17 protein-coding genes are annotated in these 17,543 nt (G+C 61.4%); 6 read left to right on the top strand and 11 right to left on the bottom strand.

The genetic code is table 11. The features are described from left to right. Nucleotides 1-186: 186 nt before the first annotated feature. From ACI2KB_RS08265 to ACI2KB_RS08255, 3 genes are read left to right on the top strand one after another with little or no spacing between them, the layout of a single operon-like run. Nucleotides 187-1,173 (top strand): ABC transporter substrate-binding protein, encoded by a 987-nt coding sequence (locus tag ACI2KB_RS08265; RefSeq protein ID WP_404633262.1) that lies wholly within the window; start codon nucleotides 187-189, stop codon nucleotides 1,171-1,173. 14 nt (nucleotides 1,174-1,187) lie between these two features. After that, the gene (locus tag ACI2KB_RS08260; protein WP_404633260.1) at nucleotides 1,188-1,991 is read left to right on the top strand and encodes an ABC transporter permease; all 804 of its coding nucleotides are present in this window, start codon (nucleotides 1,188-1,190) and stop codon (nucleotides 1,989-1,991) included. Continuing rightward, nucleotides 1,979-2,812 (top strand): ABC transporter ATP-binding protein, encoded by an 834-nt coding sequence (locus ACI2KB_RS08255; protein ID WP_404633258.1) that lies wholly within the window; start codon nucleotides 1,979-1,981, stop codon nucleotides 2,810-2,812. Before ACI2KB_RS08260 ends, ACI2KB_RS08255 begins: the two co-directional genes overlap by 13 nt. A gap of 39 nt (nucleotides 2,813-2,851) precedes the next feature. On the opposite strand, the gene ACI2KB_RS08250 is transcribed toward ACI2KB_RS08255, so the two are convergent. Next, nucleotides 2,852-3,796 (bottom strand): LysR family transcriptional regulator, encoded by a 945-nt coding sequence (locus ACI2KB_RS08250; RefSeq protein ID WP_404633256.1) that lies wholly within the window; start codon nucleotides 3,794-3,796, stop codon nucleotides 2,852-2,854. A 156-nt stretch (nucleotides 3,797-3,952) separates the two neighbouring features. Between ACI2KB_RS08250 and ACI2KB_RS08245 the strand changes: the two genes are divergently transcribed. After that, nucleotides 3,953-5,080 carry an alkene reductase gene (locus ACI2KB_RS08245; RefSeq protein ID WP_404633254.1) on the top strand — a complete coding sequence of 376 codons (1,128 nt, stop codon included), beginning with the start codon at nucleotides 3,953-3,955 and terminating at the stop codon, nucleotides 5,078-5,080. Between the two features lie 17 nt (nucleotides 5,081-5,097). Here the strand turns inward: ACI2KB_RS08245 and ACI2KB_RS08240 are convergent, their stop codons facing one another. The 4 genes from ACI2KB_RS08240 to ACI2KB_RS08225 all read right to left on the bottom strand — a co-directional run bounded on the left by ACI2KB_RS08240 (nucleotide 5,098) and on the right by ACI2KB_RS08225 (nucleotide 7,242). Beyond that, on the bottom strand, nucleotides 5,098-5,673 hold the full coding sequence (locus tag ACI2KB_RS08240; RefSeq protein WP_404633252.1) for a PIN domain-containing protein: 576 nt from the start codon (nucleotides 5,671-5,673) through the stop codon (nucleotides 5,098-5,100). Next, on the bottom strand, nucleotides 5,670-6,137 hold the full coding sequence (locus ACI2KB_RS08235) for a helix-turn-helix domain-containing protein (RefSeq protein ID WP_404633250.1): 468 nt from the start codon (nucleotides 6,135-6,137) through the stop codon (nucleotides 5,670-5,672). The genes ACI2KB_RS08240 and ACI2KB_RS08235 overlap by 4 nt, the downstream gene beginning before the upstream one ends. A gap of 167 nt (nucleotides 6,138-6,304) precedes the next feature. After that, on the bottom strand, nucleotides 6,305-6,844 hold the full coding sequence (locus ACI2KB_RS08230) for a cytochrome P460 family protein (RefSeq protein ID WP_404633248.1): 540 nt from the start codon (nucleotides 6,842-6,844) through the stop codon (nucleotides 6,305-6,307). A 149-nt stretch (nucleotides 6,845-6,993) separates the two neighbouring features. Further along, nucleotides 6,994-7,242 carry a helix-turn-helix domain-containing protein gene (locus ACI2KB_RS08225; protein ID WP_404633246.1) on the bottom strand — a complete coding sequence of 83 codons (249 nt, stop codon included), beginning with the start codon at nucleotides 7,240-7,242 and terminating at the stop codon, nucleotides 6,994-6,996. Between ACI2KB_RS08225 and ACI2KB_RS08220 the strand changes: the two genes are divergently transcribed. Then, on the top strand, nucleotides 7,232-7,789 hold the full coding sequence (locus ACI2KB_RS08220) for a hypothetical protein (RefSeq protein WP_404633244.1): 558 nt from the start codon (nucleotides 7,232-7,234) through the stop codon (nucleotides 7,787-7,789). The two genes, ACI2KB_RS08225 and ACI2KB_RS08220, sit on opposite strands and share 11 nt — an antisense overlap. A gap of 9 nt (nucleotides 7,790-7,798) precedes the next feature. On the opposite strand, the gene ACI2KB_RS08215 is transcribed toward ACI2KB_RS08220, so the two are convergent. Then, the gene (locus ACI2KB_RS08215) at nucleotides 7,799-9,034 is read right to left on the bottom strand and encodes an NADH:flavin oxidoreductase/NADH oxidase family protein (RefSeq protein WP_404633242.1); all 1,236 of its coding nucleotides are present in this window, start codon (nucleotides 9,032-9,034) and stop codon (nucleotides 7,799-7,801) included. Nucleotides 9,035-9,127: 93 nt separating this feature from the next. Here ACI2KB_RS08215 and ACI2KB_RS08210 point away from each other — a divergent pair, with 93 nt between their 5' ends. Beyond that, complete coding sequence (locus ACI2KB_RS08210) at nucleotides 9,128-9,532, top strand: MerR family transcriptional regulator (RefSeq protein WP_404633240.1); 405 nt, start codon at nucleotides 9,128-9,130, stop codon at nucleotides 9,530-9,532. An 18-nt stretch (nucleotides 9,533-9,550) separates the two neighbouring features. Here ACI2KB_RS08210 and ACI2KB_RS08205 read toward each other — a convergent pair whose 3' ends face one another. The 5 genes from ACI2KB_RS08205 to ACI2KB_RS08185 all read right to left on the bottom strand — a co-directional run bounded on the left by ACI2KB_RS08205 (nucleotide 9,551) and on the right by ACI2KB_RS08185 (nucleotide 17,538). Beyond that, complete coding sequence (locus ACI2KB_RS08205; RefSeq protein WP_404633238.1) at nucleotides 9,551-10,258, bottom strand: GntR family transcriptional regulator; 708 nt, start codon at nucleotides 10,256-10,258, stop codon at nucleotides 9,551-9,553. Between the two features lie 295 nt (nucleotides 10,259-10,553). Further along, nucleotides 10,554-12,371: an allophanate hydrolase gene (gene atzF / locus ACI2KB_RS08200; RefSeq protein ID WP_404633236.1), complete on the bottom strand. Its 1,818-nt coding sequence runs from the start codon at nucleotides 12,369-12,371 to the stop codon at nucleotides 10,554-10,556. Nucleotides 12,372-12,588: 217 nt separating this feature from the next. Next, entirely contained in the window at nucleotides 12,589-13,434 is an 846-nt protein-coding gene (locus ACI2KB_RS08195; RefSeq protein ID WP_404633234.1) for a hypothetical protein, read from the bottom strand. A gap of 10 nt (nucleotides 13,435-13,444) precedes the next feature. After that, on the bottom strand, nucleotides 13,445-15,412 hold the full coding sequence (locus ACI2KB_RS08190) for a tetratricopeptide repeat protein (protein ID WP_404633232.1): 1,968 nt from the start codon (nucleotides 15,410-15,412) through the stop codon (nucleotides 13,445-13,447). Next, nucleotides 15,409-17,538: a glycosyl transferase family protein gene (locus ACI2KB_RS08185; protein ID WP_404633230.1), complete on the bottom strand. Its 2,130-nt coding sequence runs from the start codon at nucleotides 17,536-17,538 to the stop codon at nucleotides 15,409-15,411. Before ACI2KB_RS08185 ends, ACI2KB_RS08190 begins: the two co-directional genes overlap by 4 nt. Nucleotides 17,539-17,543: the final 5 nt, after the last annotated feature.

The raw sequence follows: 17,543 nt of genomic DNA, 5'->3' as shown, positions 1-17,543 counted from the left end.
CCAGTTTTTTCCTCGTCAGGGACCACATATTTACTAATTTTCGTCGCCCCCGACATCGGCCAACATCGACCTCGCCCCACAGAGGCAAAAGGTCCGTCAGAGGCCATGAGCGTTGTCTGTTTTTGGCGTCTTGCCCCACTGCCCCGTGAAATAACGAACTCAAAACCACCATTGCGGGAGTGCTCCATGTTTAAGTCTTTCGTATCGCGCTGCGTGCGTCCGCTGACCCTGACTGCCGTCGCCGCCTGCATGGCCAGCGGCGCACAGGCCGGCACGCTGTCCATCGGACATACCACCTGGGTCGGCTACGGCACCCTGTATCTGGCCAAGGATCTGGGCTACTTCAAGGAGCAGGGCCTGACCGTCGAATTGCCGACCATCGAAGAAGCCTCGATGTACATGGCCGCACAAGCGTCGGGCAAGCTGTCCGGTTCGGCCTCGACCCTGGATGAAATCCTCAAGTACCGCCCACAGTTCTGCTTCAAGGCCGTGGCCGCGCTGGACGACAGCCATGGTGGCGACGGCGTGCTGGTGGGCAAGGACGTCAACAGCCTACAAGACCTCAAGGGCAAGGCCGTGGCCGTCAACGAAGGCTCGGTGTCGCAGTTCTGGCTCAACTACCTGCTGAAAAACGCCGGTATGAAAATGAGCGACCTGACCATCCAGAACATGACCGCAGACGACGCCGCCACCGCGTTCATCGCCGGTCGTGTGCCCGCCGCCGTGACGTGGGAGCCGCACCTGACCACCGTGCGCAACAAGCAGCAAGGCAAAGTGCTGGTGGACAGCAGCACCACGCCGGGCGTGATCGTCGACGTCGTGGCCCTGAGTTGCGACGTGATCGACAAGCAGGAGGCCGACGTCAAGGCGCTGGTCTCGGGGCTCTACAAAGCCGTGCAGTACACCAAGGACCACCCTAAAGAAGCCTACGCGATCATGGCCAAGGGCGTTGGCGGCTACCTCGCCGACCCGGCTGAACTGGAAGCGGCCGCCAAGGGCGTGCGTTTCTACGATCAGGCCATGAGCGAAAAACTGCTGGGCAGCAACGGCTCCACGGGTGACGCCGCCGCTGTGATCAAACTGGCCAACGAGACCGCCACCGAGCTGCAAGGCAAGCCGTACAACGTCACCTACAGCGACCTGGTCGACAACCGTTTCATCAGCCCGAAATAAGGCAGGAGCACGTCATGTCCAAGCGTAATTCGTGGCTCAACCGCTGCCTGACACCCAAGACCAGCCTGCCGGTGCAGGTGATCTGGAGCGCCAGCGGCCTGGCCTGGGCCTTGTTGATCGGCCTGTGGGCTTTCCTCTCCTACGGCGGCGTGGTGCCCGCGATGTTTCTGCCGACACCGGGCGCGGTGTTCGACGCCGCGATGCGCCTGGCCCATGACGGCACCCTTGGCCCGCATGTGTGGGCCAGTGTGGAAGTGGTGATGGTCGGCTTCATCGTCTCGTCGGTGGTCGCGGTGCCCATCGGCCTGATGATGGGCAGCTTCCGGCTGGTGCAGGCGTTCCTTGAACCGCTGGTGAATTTCATCCGCTACCTGCCCGTCACCTCGTTCGTGCCGCTGTTCATCCTGTGGATCGGCATCGGCCTGGAACAACGGGTTTCGATCATCATTTTTGGTGTGTTTTTCCAGCAACTGGTGATGATCGCTGACGTGTCCAAAGGCATCTCCAAAGACCTGATCAACGCCTCCTACACCCTGGGCTCCAGCCGCACCGACGCGGTGTTGCACGTCATCGCACCGGCTTCGCTGCCCGGCGTGCTCGACACTTTGCGCGTGACCATGGGCTGGGCCTGGACCTATCTGGTGGTGGCCGAACTGGTCGCTGCGTCCAGTGGACTGGGCTACCTGAGCCTCAAGGCCATGCGTGGTTTTCAGGTGGATGTGATTTTCCTGGCGATCGCGGTCATCGGCCTGTTGGGCCTGATCACCGATCAACTTTTCCGACTGCTTCGCTTGAAGGTGGCCGCATGGGCTCAGTAACTGCAACTTCCCCGATCCCGCTGCGCCCCACGGCCGTGACCGCTGCCGCCGAGCCGCGTCTGCGAGTCGATAACGTCACCTTGCAATACAAGACGCCGTCGGGCGGTACGTTCACAGCGCTGGACAAAGTGTCGTTCGACGTACCCGATCAGCAGTTCGCAGTGCTGGTCGGTCCGTCCGGCTGTGGCAAATCGAGTTTGCTGTACCTCACCGCAGGTCTGGCCGAACCCACCTCGGGCGACATCTACGTCGGGGGACAACAAGTGGATGGCCCCGGCGCCGACCGTGGCATGGTGTTTCAGGGCTACACCCTGTTCCCGTGGCTGACCGTGCGCAAGAACATCGAATTCGGCCTCAAGCGCCGTGGCATGCCAGCGGCTGAACGCAAGGAGATCGTCGATTTCTACCTGAACGAAGTCGGCCTGCTGCGCTTCGCGGACAACTACGCCAAGCAGCTCTCGGGCGGCATGATGCAACGGGTGGCGATTGCCCGGGCATTGGCGAACGATCCGCAGATCCTGCTGATGGACGAACCCTTCGGCGCGCTGGACAGCCAGACCCGTTTGCAGATGCAGCAACTGCTGCTCAAGGTCTGGGAACACAGCAAAAAGACCGTGTTGTTCGTGACCCACGACATCGACGAAGCGATCCTGCTGGGCGATCGCATCTTCGTCATGGGCGCCCGCCCCGGGCGGATCAAGGAAGTGCTCGACGTGCCCATCGGCCGCCCGCGCAATCTGGACATGGTCATGGACCCGGAATTCATTCGCATGAAGCGCAATATCTTCCATCAACTGCATGATGGGCCGCAGGAGCATTGATCTCGCGAGCGTACCCCCTGTAGCAGCCCGGCGGGGATGCTACAGAGGAGATGCCTGGCCTTCCAAATCGTCCCAATACGGCGGCGAGCCGATCGCCTCAATGAAGTAATTCCACACCGCGCGGGTCTTGTGTGAGCGCAGGCGATTCTCTGGCGAGAGCAGGTAAATCTGGCTCTGCACCTCTTCCACCGAACCACCCCATTCAGGCATCAGCCGCACCAGCTTGCCGTTGGCAAAGTGGCTCTTGCTGAACAGCCAGGACGGGAAAAACACGATCCCTCTGCCCGCCAACGCTGCCTCCACCAACACCTGCGCGTTGTTGCTGCGCAGCGGGCCGGTGACGTCAATGACCTCCTGAGCACCGGTTTCCGGGTGCCGAAAATGCCAGCGCTGCAGACCGCCCGAGCCTTTGTAGTTCAGGCAGCAATGCTGGCGCAGGTCTTCGGGTGTCTTCGGAATGCCGTACTTCTCCAGATAAGCAGGACTGGCGCAGAGCACATGGTGCTGATCACAAATCTTGCGCCCGATCAGACCTGAGTCTTCCATGTGGCCGACCCGAAAGGTGATGTCGGCCCCCTCCTGCACCGGGTCGATGAACGCATCGGTGACGGTCAGCTCAACCGTCAACTCCGGGTAACGCTCATACAGCCCGTCGAGCAACTGGACGATGTGCAGATGGCCCAGCGCAACCGGCGCGTTGATCCGTACCTGACCACGAATTTCCGCGCCTTTGCCCGTGACCTCTTCATCCGCCGCGTCCAGCAGTTCCAGCACCTCACGGATCTGTACGTAGTAACGCTCCCCTGCCTCCGTCAGTTTGACGGCGCGCGTGTTGCGAAACAGCAATTGCTGGCCGACCTCCCGCTCAAGCGCCGCGATGAAGCGCGATACCGACGACGCAGGCACCTGAAAATGCCGGGCCGTCGCGGAGAAACTGCCGGTCACCGCGACCATGGCGAAGAACCGATGGGCCTTGAGATGCATGAATAACGCTCCATTCGTATTGCGATAATCGCAATAGTCTTTTGCCAATGCGTTGCATTGTGGCTGTTTGGGCAAGCTTCTACCATCGATTCATCCTTTCACGCAGGCCGGGCTGATCGCAGCCACCAGTGCCTCCCGTTTTCGAGACTGCATTCGATGATCAACCTGTTTGAACCCTACGACCTGAACGGCCTGACCCTGAACAACCGTTTCGTCATGGCACCAATGACCCGCTCCCGCGCGCCGGTCGACGTCGCCACCGAGCAGATCGCCCTGCATTACACCCAGCGCGGCACCGCCGGGTTGATTGTGTCCGAAGGCACACCCATTTCCCGCGAAGGTCAGGGTTACCTGTTTAACCCCGGCATTTTCACGCCCGAGCAAATCAAGGGCTGGAAGTTGGTGACCGACTCGGTGCACAGCGTCGGTGGCAAGATGTTCGCTCAGTTATGGCATGTGGGCCGCGTGTCTCATACCTCGATCCAGATTGACGGTCAGGCGCCTGTCAGCTCCACCGGTAAAGCCGCCCAGGGCGCCATCGCGTTCGGTTACGACGACAACGGCGAGCCAGGTTTCGTGCCGACCTCCACCCCACGTCCGCTGACCACGGAGGAAGTGGGGCGCGTCGTTCAGGATTTCGCTCAAGCGGCTGCAAACGCAGTTGAAGCGGGCTTCGATGGCGTGGAAATCCACGGCGCCAACGGTTACCTGATCGAGCAATTCCTCAATCCGCTGGTCAACGACCGCACTGACCGCTACTCGGCCCAGACGCTGGAAGGTCGCCTGCGCTTCGTCTTCGAAGTGGTCGACGCCGTGGTCGCGCGCATCGGCGCTGACAAAGTGGGCATCCGTATTTCCCCTTACGGCCAATTGTTCGACATGCCGATTTATCCAGAAATCGACGAAACCTATTCGGCGCTCTGCGCAGGCATGAACCAGCGCGGCATCGCCTACGTTCACGTCATGGATCAGACGCATTTCTTCCTCGCTGCCGAAGGCTCGGATGCGCAAGAGGCCGCCCTGCGCTCACTGCTTGAGCATTGCAAAACAGAACTGTCCGACACCACGCTGATTCTCGCAGGCGACATGACCCTGGAACGGGCGCAGGATTTGGTGGATGCAGGTCTGATCGACCTCGCCGGTTTCGGCCAGCCCTTCATCGCCAACCCCGACCTGGTCGCCCGCCTGAAAAACGGCTGGCCATTGACCACACCGGACCGCGACACCTACTACGGTGGCGATGGCAAAGGGTATGTGGATTACGCGCCGTATGAACCGGCTTGAGAGGTCAGGTTTTTGCGTTAAAGGACGTGCTTGCAGCGTGAGAGCAGTTTGACAGTCTGCGCCAGCCCCTGGCGCCTCACCATGTCGAGGTAGGCATTTACGCACAGCGGCGGCTTTTTCAGGGAGCGCCGCTGCTCAGCGGCCGCTTTGAGCAACGCTGCCTGATCCAGGTCCCACAGATCGACCAGAAACTCGTCCGGGTGAATGGCTTCAACTGCGTAAGGTTCGAGAATTGAGTCGGGGAAATCTTTGCCGTTAGCGGTGACTATCACCGCTGCACCGCCTTTTATCGCAGCTGCCAATACATGGCGGTCATCGTTATCCGGCAAATCCAGCCCTGCGATCAGCGAGTGATAATCGGTGATCAGTGCGTCGGGGATGGCCTGGTCCATTAGCGTCGAAGTGCGATCCAGATGTTGCGGGGACAGGTCCGGTCTGTTCTTCAACAGATTCCGTTTCCATTCGTCATGGATGTCGATCGTCCAGCGAGCCCGGTAGATGCCGGTCAACGCCACCCGCAACAACAGATCCCGGAGTGGTGCTGGATACAGCACGTTGGCGTCCAGCAAAGCGGTGAACGACGTATTCCTCATTCATACCCCATGTCCACGTCCTGAGACAGCTCGGAAAGTTCATCCAGGGCTTTGCGGCCGTTGGCATCCTGGCGCTTCTTGTAAGCCATCAGGTCCGCGAACTTCACCCGGCGATGTCGGTTGAGTTTGGTGTGAGCGATCCGCCCTTCGTCCAGCAACTTCACCAGATAAGGCCGCGATACGTTCAACAGGTCGGCGGCTTCTTGCGTGGTGAGTTCTGCATGAATAGGCACGATTTTCACCGCATTGCCCAAGGCCAGTTCACTGAGCACCTCGTCGAGCAGTTGCAGCGCCATCGCGGGCAATTGAACCGTATGCACCTGGTCCTGAACATCGACGATGTCAACCCTTTGCGTTTCGAGTTTTGTCGACAGAAAGGCCGCCAGTTGGCGACGCGTCTCAGCAGCGGCCTCGATGACCGCCTGGTCCGGGAGTGTGGCGTCTTCACGCGCTAGCAGCGTCATGGGATCTCCAAATCGTCAGCGTTTATGTCTGCGCCCTTCAATCTCCGCAAAACGGGCAAGGTCGCCTGAATGCCGCCGACGATATTCGAAACAAACGAAACAAACAACCGAAGAAACGAAATAATCGAAACAAGCGACTATTTCCTGATGTGTCACAGACGCAACGATCACGGCGCCCAACGAGTGAACACCAGGTCATGGTCCTTGACCCGTGACTGGTGGCAAGCCAGGCAGGTTTCGTGTTGTTTGACGTCCACCGGTTGACCGTTGACGAAGCGCCCGAAGCCCCAGCCACCGGAATCCTTGTACTTCACCGAATCCTTGACCATGACCTGCACCGTGGTGGCGGCGCCCGGCACTGCGGCGGATCCCAGTTCCGTGGACTGCACGTGTTTCCACGCCAGTTTGGTCAGCACAGTGCCATCGGGAAAGGGCAGCGTGCCTTCCTTGTAGGCCTTGATGGCAATGTCGTTGCCCACGACGGCGCGGATTTCGTTGAGCGGTGCGCCTTCCGTCGCAGGGGCGACCAGTTGCCACTGGCGATACCCTTCGGGCAGCGTCACGCCGTAGATGGGCGAGGCCTTGCTTGAGCTGTCCGCTGCGGCCGCGCTGCTGTCTGGGGTCTTGGTGGCCTCGGCAAACACCAGCGGTGCAGCAATGGCCGAGGCGATGACCGCCGCGAAAAGTCCGATACGTGCGCGCTTCATGGCGGCCTCCTTTCTCAGGTCCAGTGACGGGAGACGCCACCGTACCGGCCCGGTGTATCGCAAATGTATCGACGCCGCGCCCATTTGCATGGCCATGTATGCGATCAGGGTGCAGATACGTTGCGATACAAAAACGCGGGCAAAAGTCGTTATTCCCGGCTTAGAAACGCCCGGGGCGACTCCCCCATCACCCGCCGGAACATCGCGCTGAACGCGCTCGGGCTGGCGTAACCCAGTTCGCGGGCAACAGCACCCAACGCTTGCCCCTGCTCCAGCCGGTCCAGCGCGGTCGCCAGACGCTTCGCCAGCTCCGCCCCCGCCTCGGCGATCAGGCCCGGTAACGCGCAGACCGTGCGCCTGCCATGGGCCAACCCGCAGGCCTGGCTGGTGGCAATCAATTTCGGCGCCAGTCAGTTCGTGGTGTATGGGCTGTTCGCCTGGCTCGCGCCTTCGGCGGCCGAAACAGGGGTTACGACCTTGGCACCCGGCATCGTGCTCGGCCTGTTCACGGCGGTGTTTGCCATCGCCAGCGTCGGTGCGGGAATGCTCCCCGGCAAAGCCCACGACCGGCGGGTGATGATCGGTGCGTCCACAGCCTTGGCAACACTGGGCATCGCCGGGATCGCGTTCGCACCGAACTGGGCGCCAGTGCTGTACGTGGTCCTCGCTGCCGTCGGTTTGGGCATGGGATTCACCGTCGGCATGACCCTGCCACTGGACAACGCCACCACCCCTGCACAGGCTGGGGCCTGGACTGTGTTCATGCTGTTCATCGGCTACCTGATCGCGGCGGCAGGCCCGTTGTGCTTCGGTGCTTTGCGTGACGTCACCGGCAGTTACGCCGCAGCCTACGACATGCTCTTTGCGGTGTTGCTGTTCATGCTGTGCGTGACCCCGCTGCTCAAACCTGCGCGCGAGGATCTTCCGCAAGGCGCCATCGCCTGACCAGTTAACTCAGACCTGCTGACGCGCCTGAACCCATCGGCGGTACTGCCTGGCGCGCAGTACCGTCGACATCTGTTGCGCGATCAACGCCCTGATCGGTGAAACAGCAGGCTTGGGCGTTTGTCCCTTGCTCAGCCTGCGCAATTGAAACTTGACCACCGCCATATTGGCCACCGAGGCCAGCGCCTTGTTTTTCCAGGTGATGGGCGGCAATTCGGGGATGACGTTTCGCGCCTGCTGCCATTGCCGAGGCAGGTCCGGTTCGATGGCCAATGCCGTGCCGATACCCACCATGTCCACGCCATGGGCGACGACCGTTTCGGCGACTTCAAGACGCCGGATGCCCCCGGTGACCATCACCGGCATCCTCGCCACAGCGCGAATGTCGCGGGCGAATTCGAGGAAGTACGCTTCCCGCGCCAGCGTCCGCCCATCCCGCGCCACACCCTGCATGGCCGGAGCTTCATAGCTGCCGCCAGACATTTCCACCAGATCCACCGGCAATGCATTGAGCATTTCGACCACCTGTCGGGCATCGTCGGCCGAGAACCCGCCGCGCTGAAAATCCGCCGAATTGAGCTTGACTGCCACCACGAACCGGGGCGAGACCTCCGCTCGCACAGCCTTGATCACTTCCAGCAGAAGACGGGCGCGATTCTCCAGCGAACCACCCCATTGATCGTCACGCTGGTTGGTCAGCGGCGAGAGAAACTGACTGATGAGGTAGCCATGGGCCGCGTGAATCTGCACACCGGTAAACCCCGCTTGCTCGGCCAGTTGCGCGGCGCGGGCAAAACGCTGGATCACCTCTTCAATACGCGACTCGGTCATTGCCAGCGGCGGATTGAAGTGCCGAGACATCTTGCCCAGATCCATCGCCACCGCCGAGGGCGCCCAGGTCGATTGCCCGAGACTGGCGGGCATCTGGCGACCGGGATGATTGAGTTGCAGCCAGAATTGCGCGTGCTTCGCGCGCCCCACCTGTGCCCAGCGTTTGAAGCGGTCCAGATGCCGGTCGTCTTCCAGCACGACGCCCCCCGGCCCCGTCATGGCGCGGCCGTCGATCATCACGTTGCCGGAAATCAGCAACCCCGCCTCGCCCTCGGCCCACGCCTGATACAGACGAATCAGCGCCTCGGACGGCGCCTGATCAGCGTCCGCCATGTTCTCTTCCATCGCCGCCTTGGCGATGCGGTTCTTGATCACCGAACCGCCCGGAAGCTGCAACCTGTCGAAAATTCCCATCTCGTCACCTCGATTGACCGAGGCTCAACCCTAAGATTAAAGTCAGCTTTAAGGTCAACCCCCTCCCTCCGAAATAATCGATCAGGTGCTGCGATGAGAATTGGTGAACTGGCCAAACGTACGGGCCTTGCGGCCTCGCGTATTCGCTTTTACGAATCTGCCGGGCTGATCAACGCCGTCAAACGCACGGCCAATGGTTATCGCGAGTACGCGCCGGACGCCGAGTTATTGCTGACGATCATTGTCCGCGCGCAGAAGGCCGGTTTCTCGCTGGAAGAAATTCAACACCTGCTGCCTGCCAATCTGGACGACTGGGCGTACGATCATTTGCTCGACGCGCTCAAGCGCAAGGTCAGTGAGATCGAAGCCCTGCAACAGCGTCTGGAGCAGAACAAGGTGCAACTGCTGGCGACCATCGCCGGGATCGAGGGCAAACCGGAAGGCGTGGGGTGTGCGGACAACGCGCGGCGGATGCTCAATGGCATGACAGTTTCGTAGGAACAGATTCTCCGGCGCCTACAGGACCGCGTTCTGCCTGGCCATGTGCAGCCGGTGCAAAGTGATTTTGCGCACTTCGTTTTTACTGATTTCGATGTGGTTTTTCAGCAAGTGCTGCGCGTGTTCGGTACGACGCTGGAGAATGGCGTCGAGGATCTGGCCGTGCTCGGCGTAGGTGGCCTCGATGCGCGGCGCCTGGGTGAAGTCCAGGCGCCGGATGATGCGGATTTTTTCGGTGATCTCGTAATGCATGCGCGCCATTTCGGCATTGCCTGCTGCCTCCAACAACGCGCAATGAAAACGCTCATCCAGCGCCGAGACCCTCGCCGCATCCTGCTCACGCGCGACCTCAGGCACCTGCCAGGTGTTTCGCAGCTCGACGATGGCCGGGTTGGCGGTCAGATCCAGTGATGCCAGCCGTGCCACCGCAGCGTTTTCCAGCACGATGCGCACATCGTAGAGTTCTTCGAAGTAATTGAAATCAAAAGCCCTCACCTGCCAGCCGCTGCGAAAATACACTTCCAGATACCCTTCCCGCTCCAGGCGGTAAAGGGCCTGACGTACCGGGGTGCGACTGGCCTCGACACGCTCGGCCACTTCGTTCTCGCTGAAGCGGTCACCCGGCAGCAAGCGGAATTCGAAGATATCGCCCTTGAGCTGCTGATAGATGCGCTCGACCATGTTGTCCGGGCGATCCTTAGTCTTTTTCGGCTGAGCGATTTGCATGATTGATCTCACGTGTTGGATTCGGTGGCGCCTGTTCAAACGCCACCGCCGGCAAGCCGTGCTGCTACAGAATCGGCGCGTATCGAACGCCTCCAGATAAACGCAATTCTTGTGGGAGATTTTATGTTGTCTGCCGACCTCATTCGCCACCAAGGCGGCTTCTACAAAATCACGTCGCGCGGTTGACACTGAACCTGTGGGAGCCGGCTTGCTGGCGAAAGCGATGGCGCCGTTAAAGAGGCATTGGCCGACAAGCCGCATTCGCCAGCAAGCCCGCTTCCACAGAAAAGCCCCATCAGCCCTTTTTCAGGCTGGCGATGTAGGCGCGCCAACCACCGAAGGCCGTGATGTCCAGCGCACCGGCCAGCGCCCACGGTTCGCAGATGAAACCTTTGACGCTGCGTCCGTCGATCAGTTTGAGGTTGCCGATGCCCAGCGGCGCCGGGATCTCGGCAACGAACTCACCGAAGCGCGCCACGGGAATGTCCCACAACTCGACGATGATCGACTGGCCACCTTCGGCCTTGGCCAGACCCGGTTTGGGCGGCACTGTACCGGGTAGTGCGTAGAGGCGGTAGCCGCCTTCGGTCAGGGTCTGCTCGACGAACACTGCATCGCGGGTGGTCAGTTGGAAATTCAGCGGCATGCCGGTCAGGTGCGCGCCCACCACGGCCACTCGCACACAGCCCTTGGCAGGTGTCGCCACCGGCTTGGCCTCTGGCAACGGGCGCCCGGTGGCACCCAACGTCAGGCCCAGATGCGCCTGCCACTGTTTGCCGAAACGCGCCAGCGCCGTGTCATGCCAGGCCGGAGCGATCAGGGTGATGCCCGCAGGCAGGCCATCGGCGCGCCAGCCGGCGGGCAATGCCAACGCCGACAGGTCAGCAAGGTTGGTGAAGTTGGTGTAGTAACCGAACTGCGAGTTATAGAGCACTGGCTCTTCCGCCATCTCGGCAAGGGAGCGAATCGTTGCGGAGGTCGGCACCACCAACGCATCGAATCCGACCAACGCGTCGTTGATCTTGCGGCTCAGCGTTGCGCGCAAATACTCGGCCTTGTAGGCATCGCAGGCGCTGTAGCCCAAGCCGTTTTCGACGATGCCGCGCACCACCGGATTGATTGCGTCCGGGTTCAACTCGAACATCGATTCCATCGCCACCGTGCGTTCGGCGACCCACGAGCCGTAATACAGCTGATCCGCTAGCGCCTTGAACGGGGAAAAGTCGATGCGCGTGATCTCGGCGCCCAACTTGCTCAGGGTCAACAGCGCCTGTTCGTAGACCGCCTGACTCTGCGCATCACCGAAGAACTCCAGTGTGTCGGGCACCGCGAGTTTGACTGCCTGAGCGAAACCGACCGGTGCGGTCTGCGGGTTGGCACGTGAGTAAGCATCGCTGGCATCAAAGCCTTCAGCGATACCGGCCACCTGTTCAGCGTCTTCAACGGTCAGGGCGAAAATCGAGATGCAATCCACCGTGCGACAGGCTGGAACCAGCCCGGTGTTCGACAGACGGCCCTTGGTCGGTTTCAGCCCGACGATGTTGTTGAAACCCGCAGGCACACGACCAGATCCTGCCGTGTCGGTGCCCAGCGAGAACGCCACCAGCCCACGGGCGACCACCGAAGCGGAACCGGAACTCGATCCGCCACTAACGTAATCAGGATTGATGCTGTTCGGCACCGCGCCGTAAGGCGAGCGTGTACCGACCAGACCGGTGGCGAACTGATCGAGGTTGGTCTTGCCCATCAGGATCGCCCCAGCGGCGCGCAATCGGGCCAGTACCGACGCATCGGCGCTGGCGGTGTAGCCGAACTCTGGACAGGCGGCCGTGGTCTGCCAGCCCGCTGCGTCAATGTTGTCCTTGATCGCGAATGGCACGCCGTACAGCGGCAACTGGCTGATGTCCCCTTTCACTGCGTCGAGGCGCTGGCTCAGGTCGGCCAATTGGGTATCGAGCTGGCTGTGGCTGACAAGTGTGATCCAGGCCGTGTCCTGCTCAGGGTAGGCGTCGCGCAATTGCAGCAGTGCGGCCGGGGTCAGTTCACCGGTTTGATAGGCGGCGATCCATTGATTGACGGTCCAGCCGAACAGCGGGTTTGGGAGGCTTTGCATGGTAGGTATTCCATCTTGTATCCAAGTTTGAATACTGGGAAAGCAAAAGCTGGGCCATGGGATCAGAAGGCCTGTTTTCGGGGCTCTGTGCAGCGACTCAAGTCTTTGCAGCCCTGAAAAATGCGCACTATTGAGGCAGCGTTGAGTGATTTTGGTGCCAGGGAGCGCGACTGCCTCTGCCGAAGGCGTCGGAGCGTGGCTTGCCCAGAATCAAAAACTACTTCAAGAGTCCCTCCACCACCTCCGGCGTCACATAATGCGGCCCATCGAACAGGTACAGCGAATACCCCCGATACGCCGCCAGTTGCGGCCTCAACTCATCGACGGTGGCTGGACGAAACCCGCCGCCCACCTGTGGCCGAAACGCCTCGACGATGATCTTCACCCGCTGCGCACCGAGCCTTTCGCGCAAGGCATCGGCATAGGTGCGGGCCACAGGCGCAGTGCGGGCATAAACACCCACGCCATCCTGAAAAAACACGCCGATGTCGTCCGGCAGCCAGCTTTTCAGCCAGTCTGCCGTGGCCTCGGGGCCGATGTTGGCGCCGTCGTAGACGCTGATCCACAACGGCCTGGGCAAGCGCGCCAACAATGCGGGCAGTTCTTTGGCGCGGGTCCAACCGGGATCGACTTCCGCCGGAAAATACCAGCCGGTCACATTCAACGGCGTCTTCACCTGTGCCATTCGCTCGGACAGCGTGGCCAGTTCTTCGATGTTGTCCCGCGAGCGATTTTCACTGAAGAAACCCGCCAGCCCGACGATCGTATCCTGCGCCCACGGCTCCTTGGCGATGCGCGCCCAATCCGGTAGCACCGGCACTTCCGGCAGCCCGGATCCGGCGACGAACGACTGCCCGTCCACCGCCGTCCATTGCACTAACAGCTCCCGAACACCAAGCTTCTGCCACTCGCCCTGAATACCCACCGTGGCATTGTCCGGCTGCCAGACCACGCCGACGATGTCCGGACGCAGCCCCTGCCCCAGTTCGTACAGCGCATCGACCGCCACCCCCACCGCGCCGATCAACAGCGCCGCCAGCGACATTCTCAGCAGTCGTGACATCTCACTCGCCTCACCAGGAATACGTCATGCGCGCGAACACGCCCTGCGCGCTGTCATCACCAAAAATCTTCTCGCGGTATTGCACCGAGAAGTCGATGTATGACTGTGGCGCCTTGTGCTTCGTTTCACGAAACCAGTAACGCACGCCAATCCCCACACCCGCCCCGCCCGCGTTATCGGATGAGGTGCGCGTGCGACCGTTGGTATCGACTTCACTGTGCATCTTCGAGTCGTAATCCGCCGCCAGCACGGCGTGCGGGAAGATGACCAGACGCGGGCTGATGCGGTCCAGACGGATGCTGCGGCCCAGTTGCCATTCGCTGTTGAAGTAGTTGCGCTTGTCGCGCAGGTAGCGCCCGCCTTCGGCGTAGAACTGTGACGTCCACCAGCTCGGCACGTCGACACGCAGGTCGGTGCCAACGCTCGATCCATAGCCCAGACGCACCAGCCAGTCGCCGCTGACATTGCTGCCTGCCAGCGGGAACGTGCGCTCGAACGCGGCCATCACGTTGTACTCAGTGAACGGCTTGACGCGAATACCCACCGCTCCTTGCAAGGCATCCAGCCCTTTGTCGTTGCCGCTTTCCTTGTTCCACAGCGTGTCGGTGACGCGCCCGTAGAGTTCGACGAATCGGGCATCGCGATAGCCTTCAGGGCGCCAGAAGATTTCCGTGCTGTTTTGCAGGCTGTCGTTGCTGCTGCTCGGCGCACCACTCAAACCGTTATTGGTGCTCGCGCCGCGATACGTCGTGGTGTTGGTCACACCCCAGACCCGTGACAGGTCGGATACCGCACGTCGGGTGTCGAACACCTGTTGATCGGGCATCTGCAAATCGCCGGTTTTTTGGTAGTCCAGCACACGCTTGAAATAAGCAATGGCCTGCCCGTCGTTCGGAGCACGCATGGCCGTGTAGGCCGCATCTTGAGTCTCTTTGGGGGTCAACCCCTTGGAACGATCGACGCGCTGGAATTCGTCCAGCGCGCCCCGATCATCCCCTGCCTGCATCAAAAAGTAGGCGATCTGCACTTCATCACCGGGCTTCAACTGGCCCTTGGCGCGAGCCTGCTGCATGCACGCCAGCGCCTCTTTGGGTTGCCCCAACGCAGCGTAAAGCGAAGCCTGATCACGCAGCGGCAAGGTGCCAACCGCCAATGCCTGGCTGAAATCCTGTTGCGCGCCGTTCTTGTCGCCCAGGCGCATGCGCATCTGCCCACGTTGGGCCAACAGCGGCGCATCGTTGCCGTTCAAGGCCAGCGCTTCGGTGGCCGCCGACCGGGCCGCGGCGTATTGCTCTTGAGCGATCAACGCGCTGACCAACAAACGGCGATAAGCGATCTGATTCGGAAAGCGACGCACCACATCACGGGCATAACTGACCGCCGCGTCGTTGTCGCCACGGGCAAGCGACGCATAGCCTGCTGCGGCGATGTTGACCGCTCGTTGTTCGTTGATCGCCTCGCGGCGTCGCGTCAGTTGCGGCGACTCACCGAGCACCGCCACCGCTTCGTTGATTGCTGCCTCGGCCTCATCCAGACGCTGCTGACGTTGCAGCGCCTCGATCAGCATCATCCGGTAATCAGGATTCTTTGGAGACTCGACGATGGCGCGACGGGCATAGTCGACGGCGTGGTCGTAATCGCCATTGGCGTAGGCACGCAGCGAACGGTCACCGTTCTGAAAGCCCTTCCTGTTGCCAGGATAGCGCTCGGGATGATCGCGGCGGTCCTTGTCGCGCTCGGCCAACTGGATCAACTTGCGCAGGCGATCGACGTCACTGCGTTGGCGCAAGGCTTCCTGAGCCTTGGCAATCGCCAGGTCGTAGTTCTTGTCGTTGTAGGCGGCGTACGCCTCGTTGGCGATTTCGAACGCCGGGCCGGTCAGTGCCAGCGGCAGGATTTGCGGCGCTGCGGTCGAGGTGGTACCGGCGTAACACAGCGCAGGCAGGACGCTCAGGCCCAGAAAAATCGGAAGTCTCATGAGGGCTGCTCCGAGGATGCGTCCGGTGAGGAATGGCGGTAATCACGATGCTGACGAGCCACGGCCTGCTCGATGGCCTCGCGTGACAGCACGCCAAGGTCCACCAGGTAGTCGCCGATACGGCCGTGCATGTGCGGGCGATAGCCAAGCATCGCCTTTTCGAAAGTGACGCGGTCGAGCAAGCCCTGATCGATCAGCAACTCGCCCAGCAGCGGCGTAGCGGCTGGCAGGGGCTGACCGGCGACGACATCCAGACGCCGCAGTTGCTCGATGATCTCGCTCTCTCGGGCGATCAACTGCACAGGTTCCACGCCCATCTGCTCGGTGAGTTGCTGCAAACCCTCTTCGGACAGCGGGCTGGCCACAGCAATTTCCGGGCGCCCTTGGATGTCCAGCGCCAGCGGCACCACACGCCAGCGCAGGCAGAATTCATCGGCCAACGAGGATTGCGGCTGCACTTTGGCGGCGACGTCGAAGACCCGCGGCAGGTCATTCTGAAACGCGATGGCTTCGGCCAGGGTCTCGTCATCGAGCCAGCCGCGGCTGAGCAAAATGCGCCCCAACGGCATCTGCCGGGTCTGCTGTTCATCCAGCGCGCTTTGCAGTTTTTCGTCGTTGATCGCCTGCCACGACAGCAGCACGCCGCCCAGTTTGCGCGGCGCCCGGGCGACCAGATCGGTGGACGGGAAGTCGTGCATGGTCTTGTCCCAGACCAGCTTGCGGTTGAGCAGCTTGCCCACCAGAAACAGGCGCCAGGCCCGGGCGGCGGCCATGAAGTTGACGAAGTTGCCCACCACCATGCGCGGCATCGACAACAGGCCGTGCTGCCAGCCGTAAATGATCGTGGTGAAGTAACAACGATGAGCCATGCGCCACAGCAGCGCGACGCCGTTGGCCGCCAGCAGAAAACCCACCCAGCCGTTGGTGTCGAATGGGGTCGGGAAACTGGTGTTCCACAGGCCGCTGGCCCGCAGCACGATCAGCGCCAGCAACTGGGCGAGGATCACGTAGGCGATGATGCTGACGAACGAGGTGACCACGCCCTTGCGGTCGCGAAACAGCAAGTAACGGTTGGCGAGCGACCCACTCCAGCCCATCTGCTCCCAGCCTTGCAGGCCGATGCCGAGGGTCCAGCGCGCCTTTTGCCGAAACGCCGTACGGAAGGTGTCGGGAAAGAACTCACGCACGCACAACGGCATTTCCAGCGTCGACTCGTACGGCTCGCGGAACCACGACTTGCGCAGCACACGGTACTGCACAGGGAAGCGCACAAAGATCGCACTCATGCCATAACGGGCCAGGCGTGCGCCGACATCGTAGTCTTCGGTCAGGCTGTCGGTGTTGAATGGCTGGTTGTGGGTTTCGTCGGCCAGCACCTGCAACGCGCGGCGCGAGAAGCAGGTGCCGACACCCGCCGACGGCACGCTGTCGCTCAGGCTCTCGCGTACCACCAGGTCCTTGCCGTGCCATTCGGCGAACTCGTCCATGTAAGTCCCGGCAACCCACTCGTACCAGTTGCGCTCCAGCGACACTACCGGCAACTGGATCATGTCCTTGCGCGGCAGCAGGTAGTTGAACAAGCGCATTTCCAGCGGGTGGAGCACGTCTTCACTGTCGTGCAGCACCACCCCGGCGAAGGTCACGCCGTGGGTTTTCTCGTAGAGAAAAATCGCCTGAATCACCCAGTTCAGGCAGTCGGCCTTGCAGGTCGGCCCGGCGTGGGGCACTTCGACGCGATGCAACTGTTTGTAACGCCGACGCATGCGCTCGACTTCATCAATGGTGCGCTGATCGTTGACGTAAGTGCCGACGAACACCACGTAGTTCTGGTAGTCCAGCGTCGACACCATGTTCTCGATCATCGGCGCGATGACGTCGTACTCCAACCACGCCGGCACCATGATCGCCAGCGGCTGTTCGTCGCGGGCCATCAACTGCTCGGTGGTCAGCGGCCGATAACGCCGCTCGGCAGTGAACTTGCGATAAATGCGCCGCGCCCAGTACCACAGGTCGATGAACAGATCGTCCAGGCTGGAGACCAGGATGATGGTCGCGACCACAATGGTCGCGACCTCCAGCGCGCTGTAGTAATGGGCCAGCCAGTACGGCCAATAAAGCGAGGTCATCGCGG

The sequence above is a fragment of the Pseudomonas sp. NPDC088444 genome, from assembly GCF_044900175.1.
Lineage (GTDB): Bacteria > Pseudomonadota > Gammaproteobacteria > Pseudomonadales > Pseudomonadaceae > Aquipseudomonas.
This window is presented reverse-complemented; position numbering and strand designations above follow the sequence as displayed.

Excerpts from the sequence above, each read along its gene's own strand:
- ACI2KB_RS08265 (WP_404633262.1), top strand. The coding sequence starts at position 187 with ATGTTTAAGTCTTTCGTATCGCGCTGCGTGCGTCCGCTGACCCTGACT.
- ACI2KB_RS08260 (WP_404633260.1), top strand. The coding sequence starts at position 1,188 with ATGTCCAAGCGTAATTCGTGGCTCAACCGCTGCCTGACACCCAAGACC.
- ACI2KB_RS08255 (WP_404633258.1), top strand. The coding sequence starts at position 1,979 with ATGGGCTCAGTAACTGCAACTTCCCCGATCCCGCTGCGCCCCACGGCC.
- ACI2KB_RS08250 (WP_404633256.1), bottom strand. The coding sequence starts at position 3,796 with ATGCATCTCAAGGCCCATCGGTTCTTCGCCATGGTCGCGGTGACCGGC.
- ACI2KB_RS08245 (WP_404633254.1), top strand. The coding sequence starts at position 3,953 with ATGATCAACCTGTTTGAACCCTACGACCTGAACGGCCTGACCCTGAAC.
- ACI2KB_RS08240 (WP_404633252.1), bottom strand. The coding sequence starts at position 5,673 with ATGAGGAATACGTCGTTCACCGCTTTGCTGGACGCCAACGTGCTGTAT.
- ACI2KB_RS08235 (WP_404633250.1), bottom strand. The coding sequence starts at position 6,137 with ATGACGCTGCTAGCGCGTGAAGACGCCACACTCCCGGACCAGGCGGTC.
- ACI2KB_RS08230 (WP_404633248.1), bottom strand. The coding sequence starts at position 6,844 with ATGAAGCGCGCACGTATCGGACTTTTCGCGGCGGTCATCGCCTCGGCC.
- ACI2KB_RS08215 (WP_404633242.1), bottom strand. The coding sequence starts at position 9,034 with ATGGGAATTTTCGACAGGTTGCAGCTTCCGGGCGGTTCGGTGATCAAG.
- ACI2KB_RS08210 (WP_404633240.1), top strand. The coding sequence starts at position 9,128 with ATGAGAATTGGTGAACTGGCCAAACGTACGGGCCTTGCGGCCTCGCGT.
- ACI2KB_RS08205 (WP_404633238.1), bottom strand. The coding sequence starts at position 10,258 with ATGCAAATCGCTCAGCCGAAAAAGACTAAGGATCGCCCGGACAACATG.
- atzF (WP_404633236.1), bottom strand. The coding sequence starts at position 12,371 with ATGCAAAGCCTCCCAAACCCGCTGTTCGGCTGGACCGTCAATCAATGG.
- ACI2KB_RS08195 (WP_404633234.1), bottom strand. The coding sequence starts at position 13,434 with ATGTCACGACTGCTGAGAATGTCGCTGGCGGCGCTGTTGATCGGCGCG.
- ACI2KB_RS08190 (WP_404633232.1), bottom strand. The coding sequence starts at position 15,412 with ATGAGACTTCCGATTTTTCTGGGCCTGAGCGTCCTGCCTGCGCTGTGT.
- ACI2KB_RS08185 (WP_404633230.1), bottom strand. The coding sequence starts at position 17,538 with ATGACCTCGCTTTATTGGCCGTACTGGCTGGCCCATTACTACAGCGCG.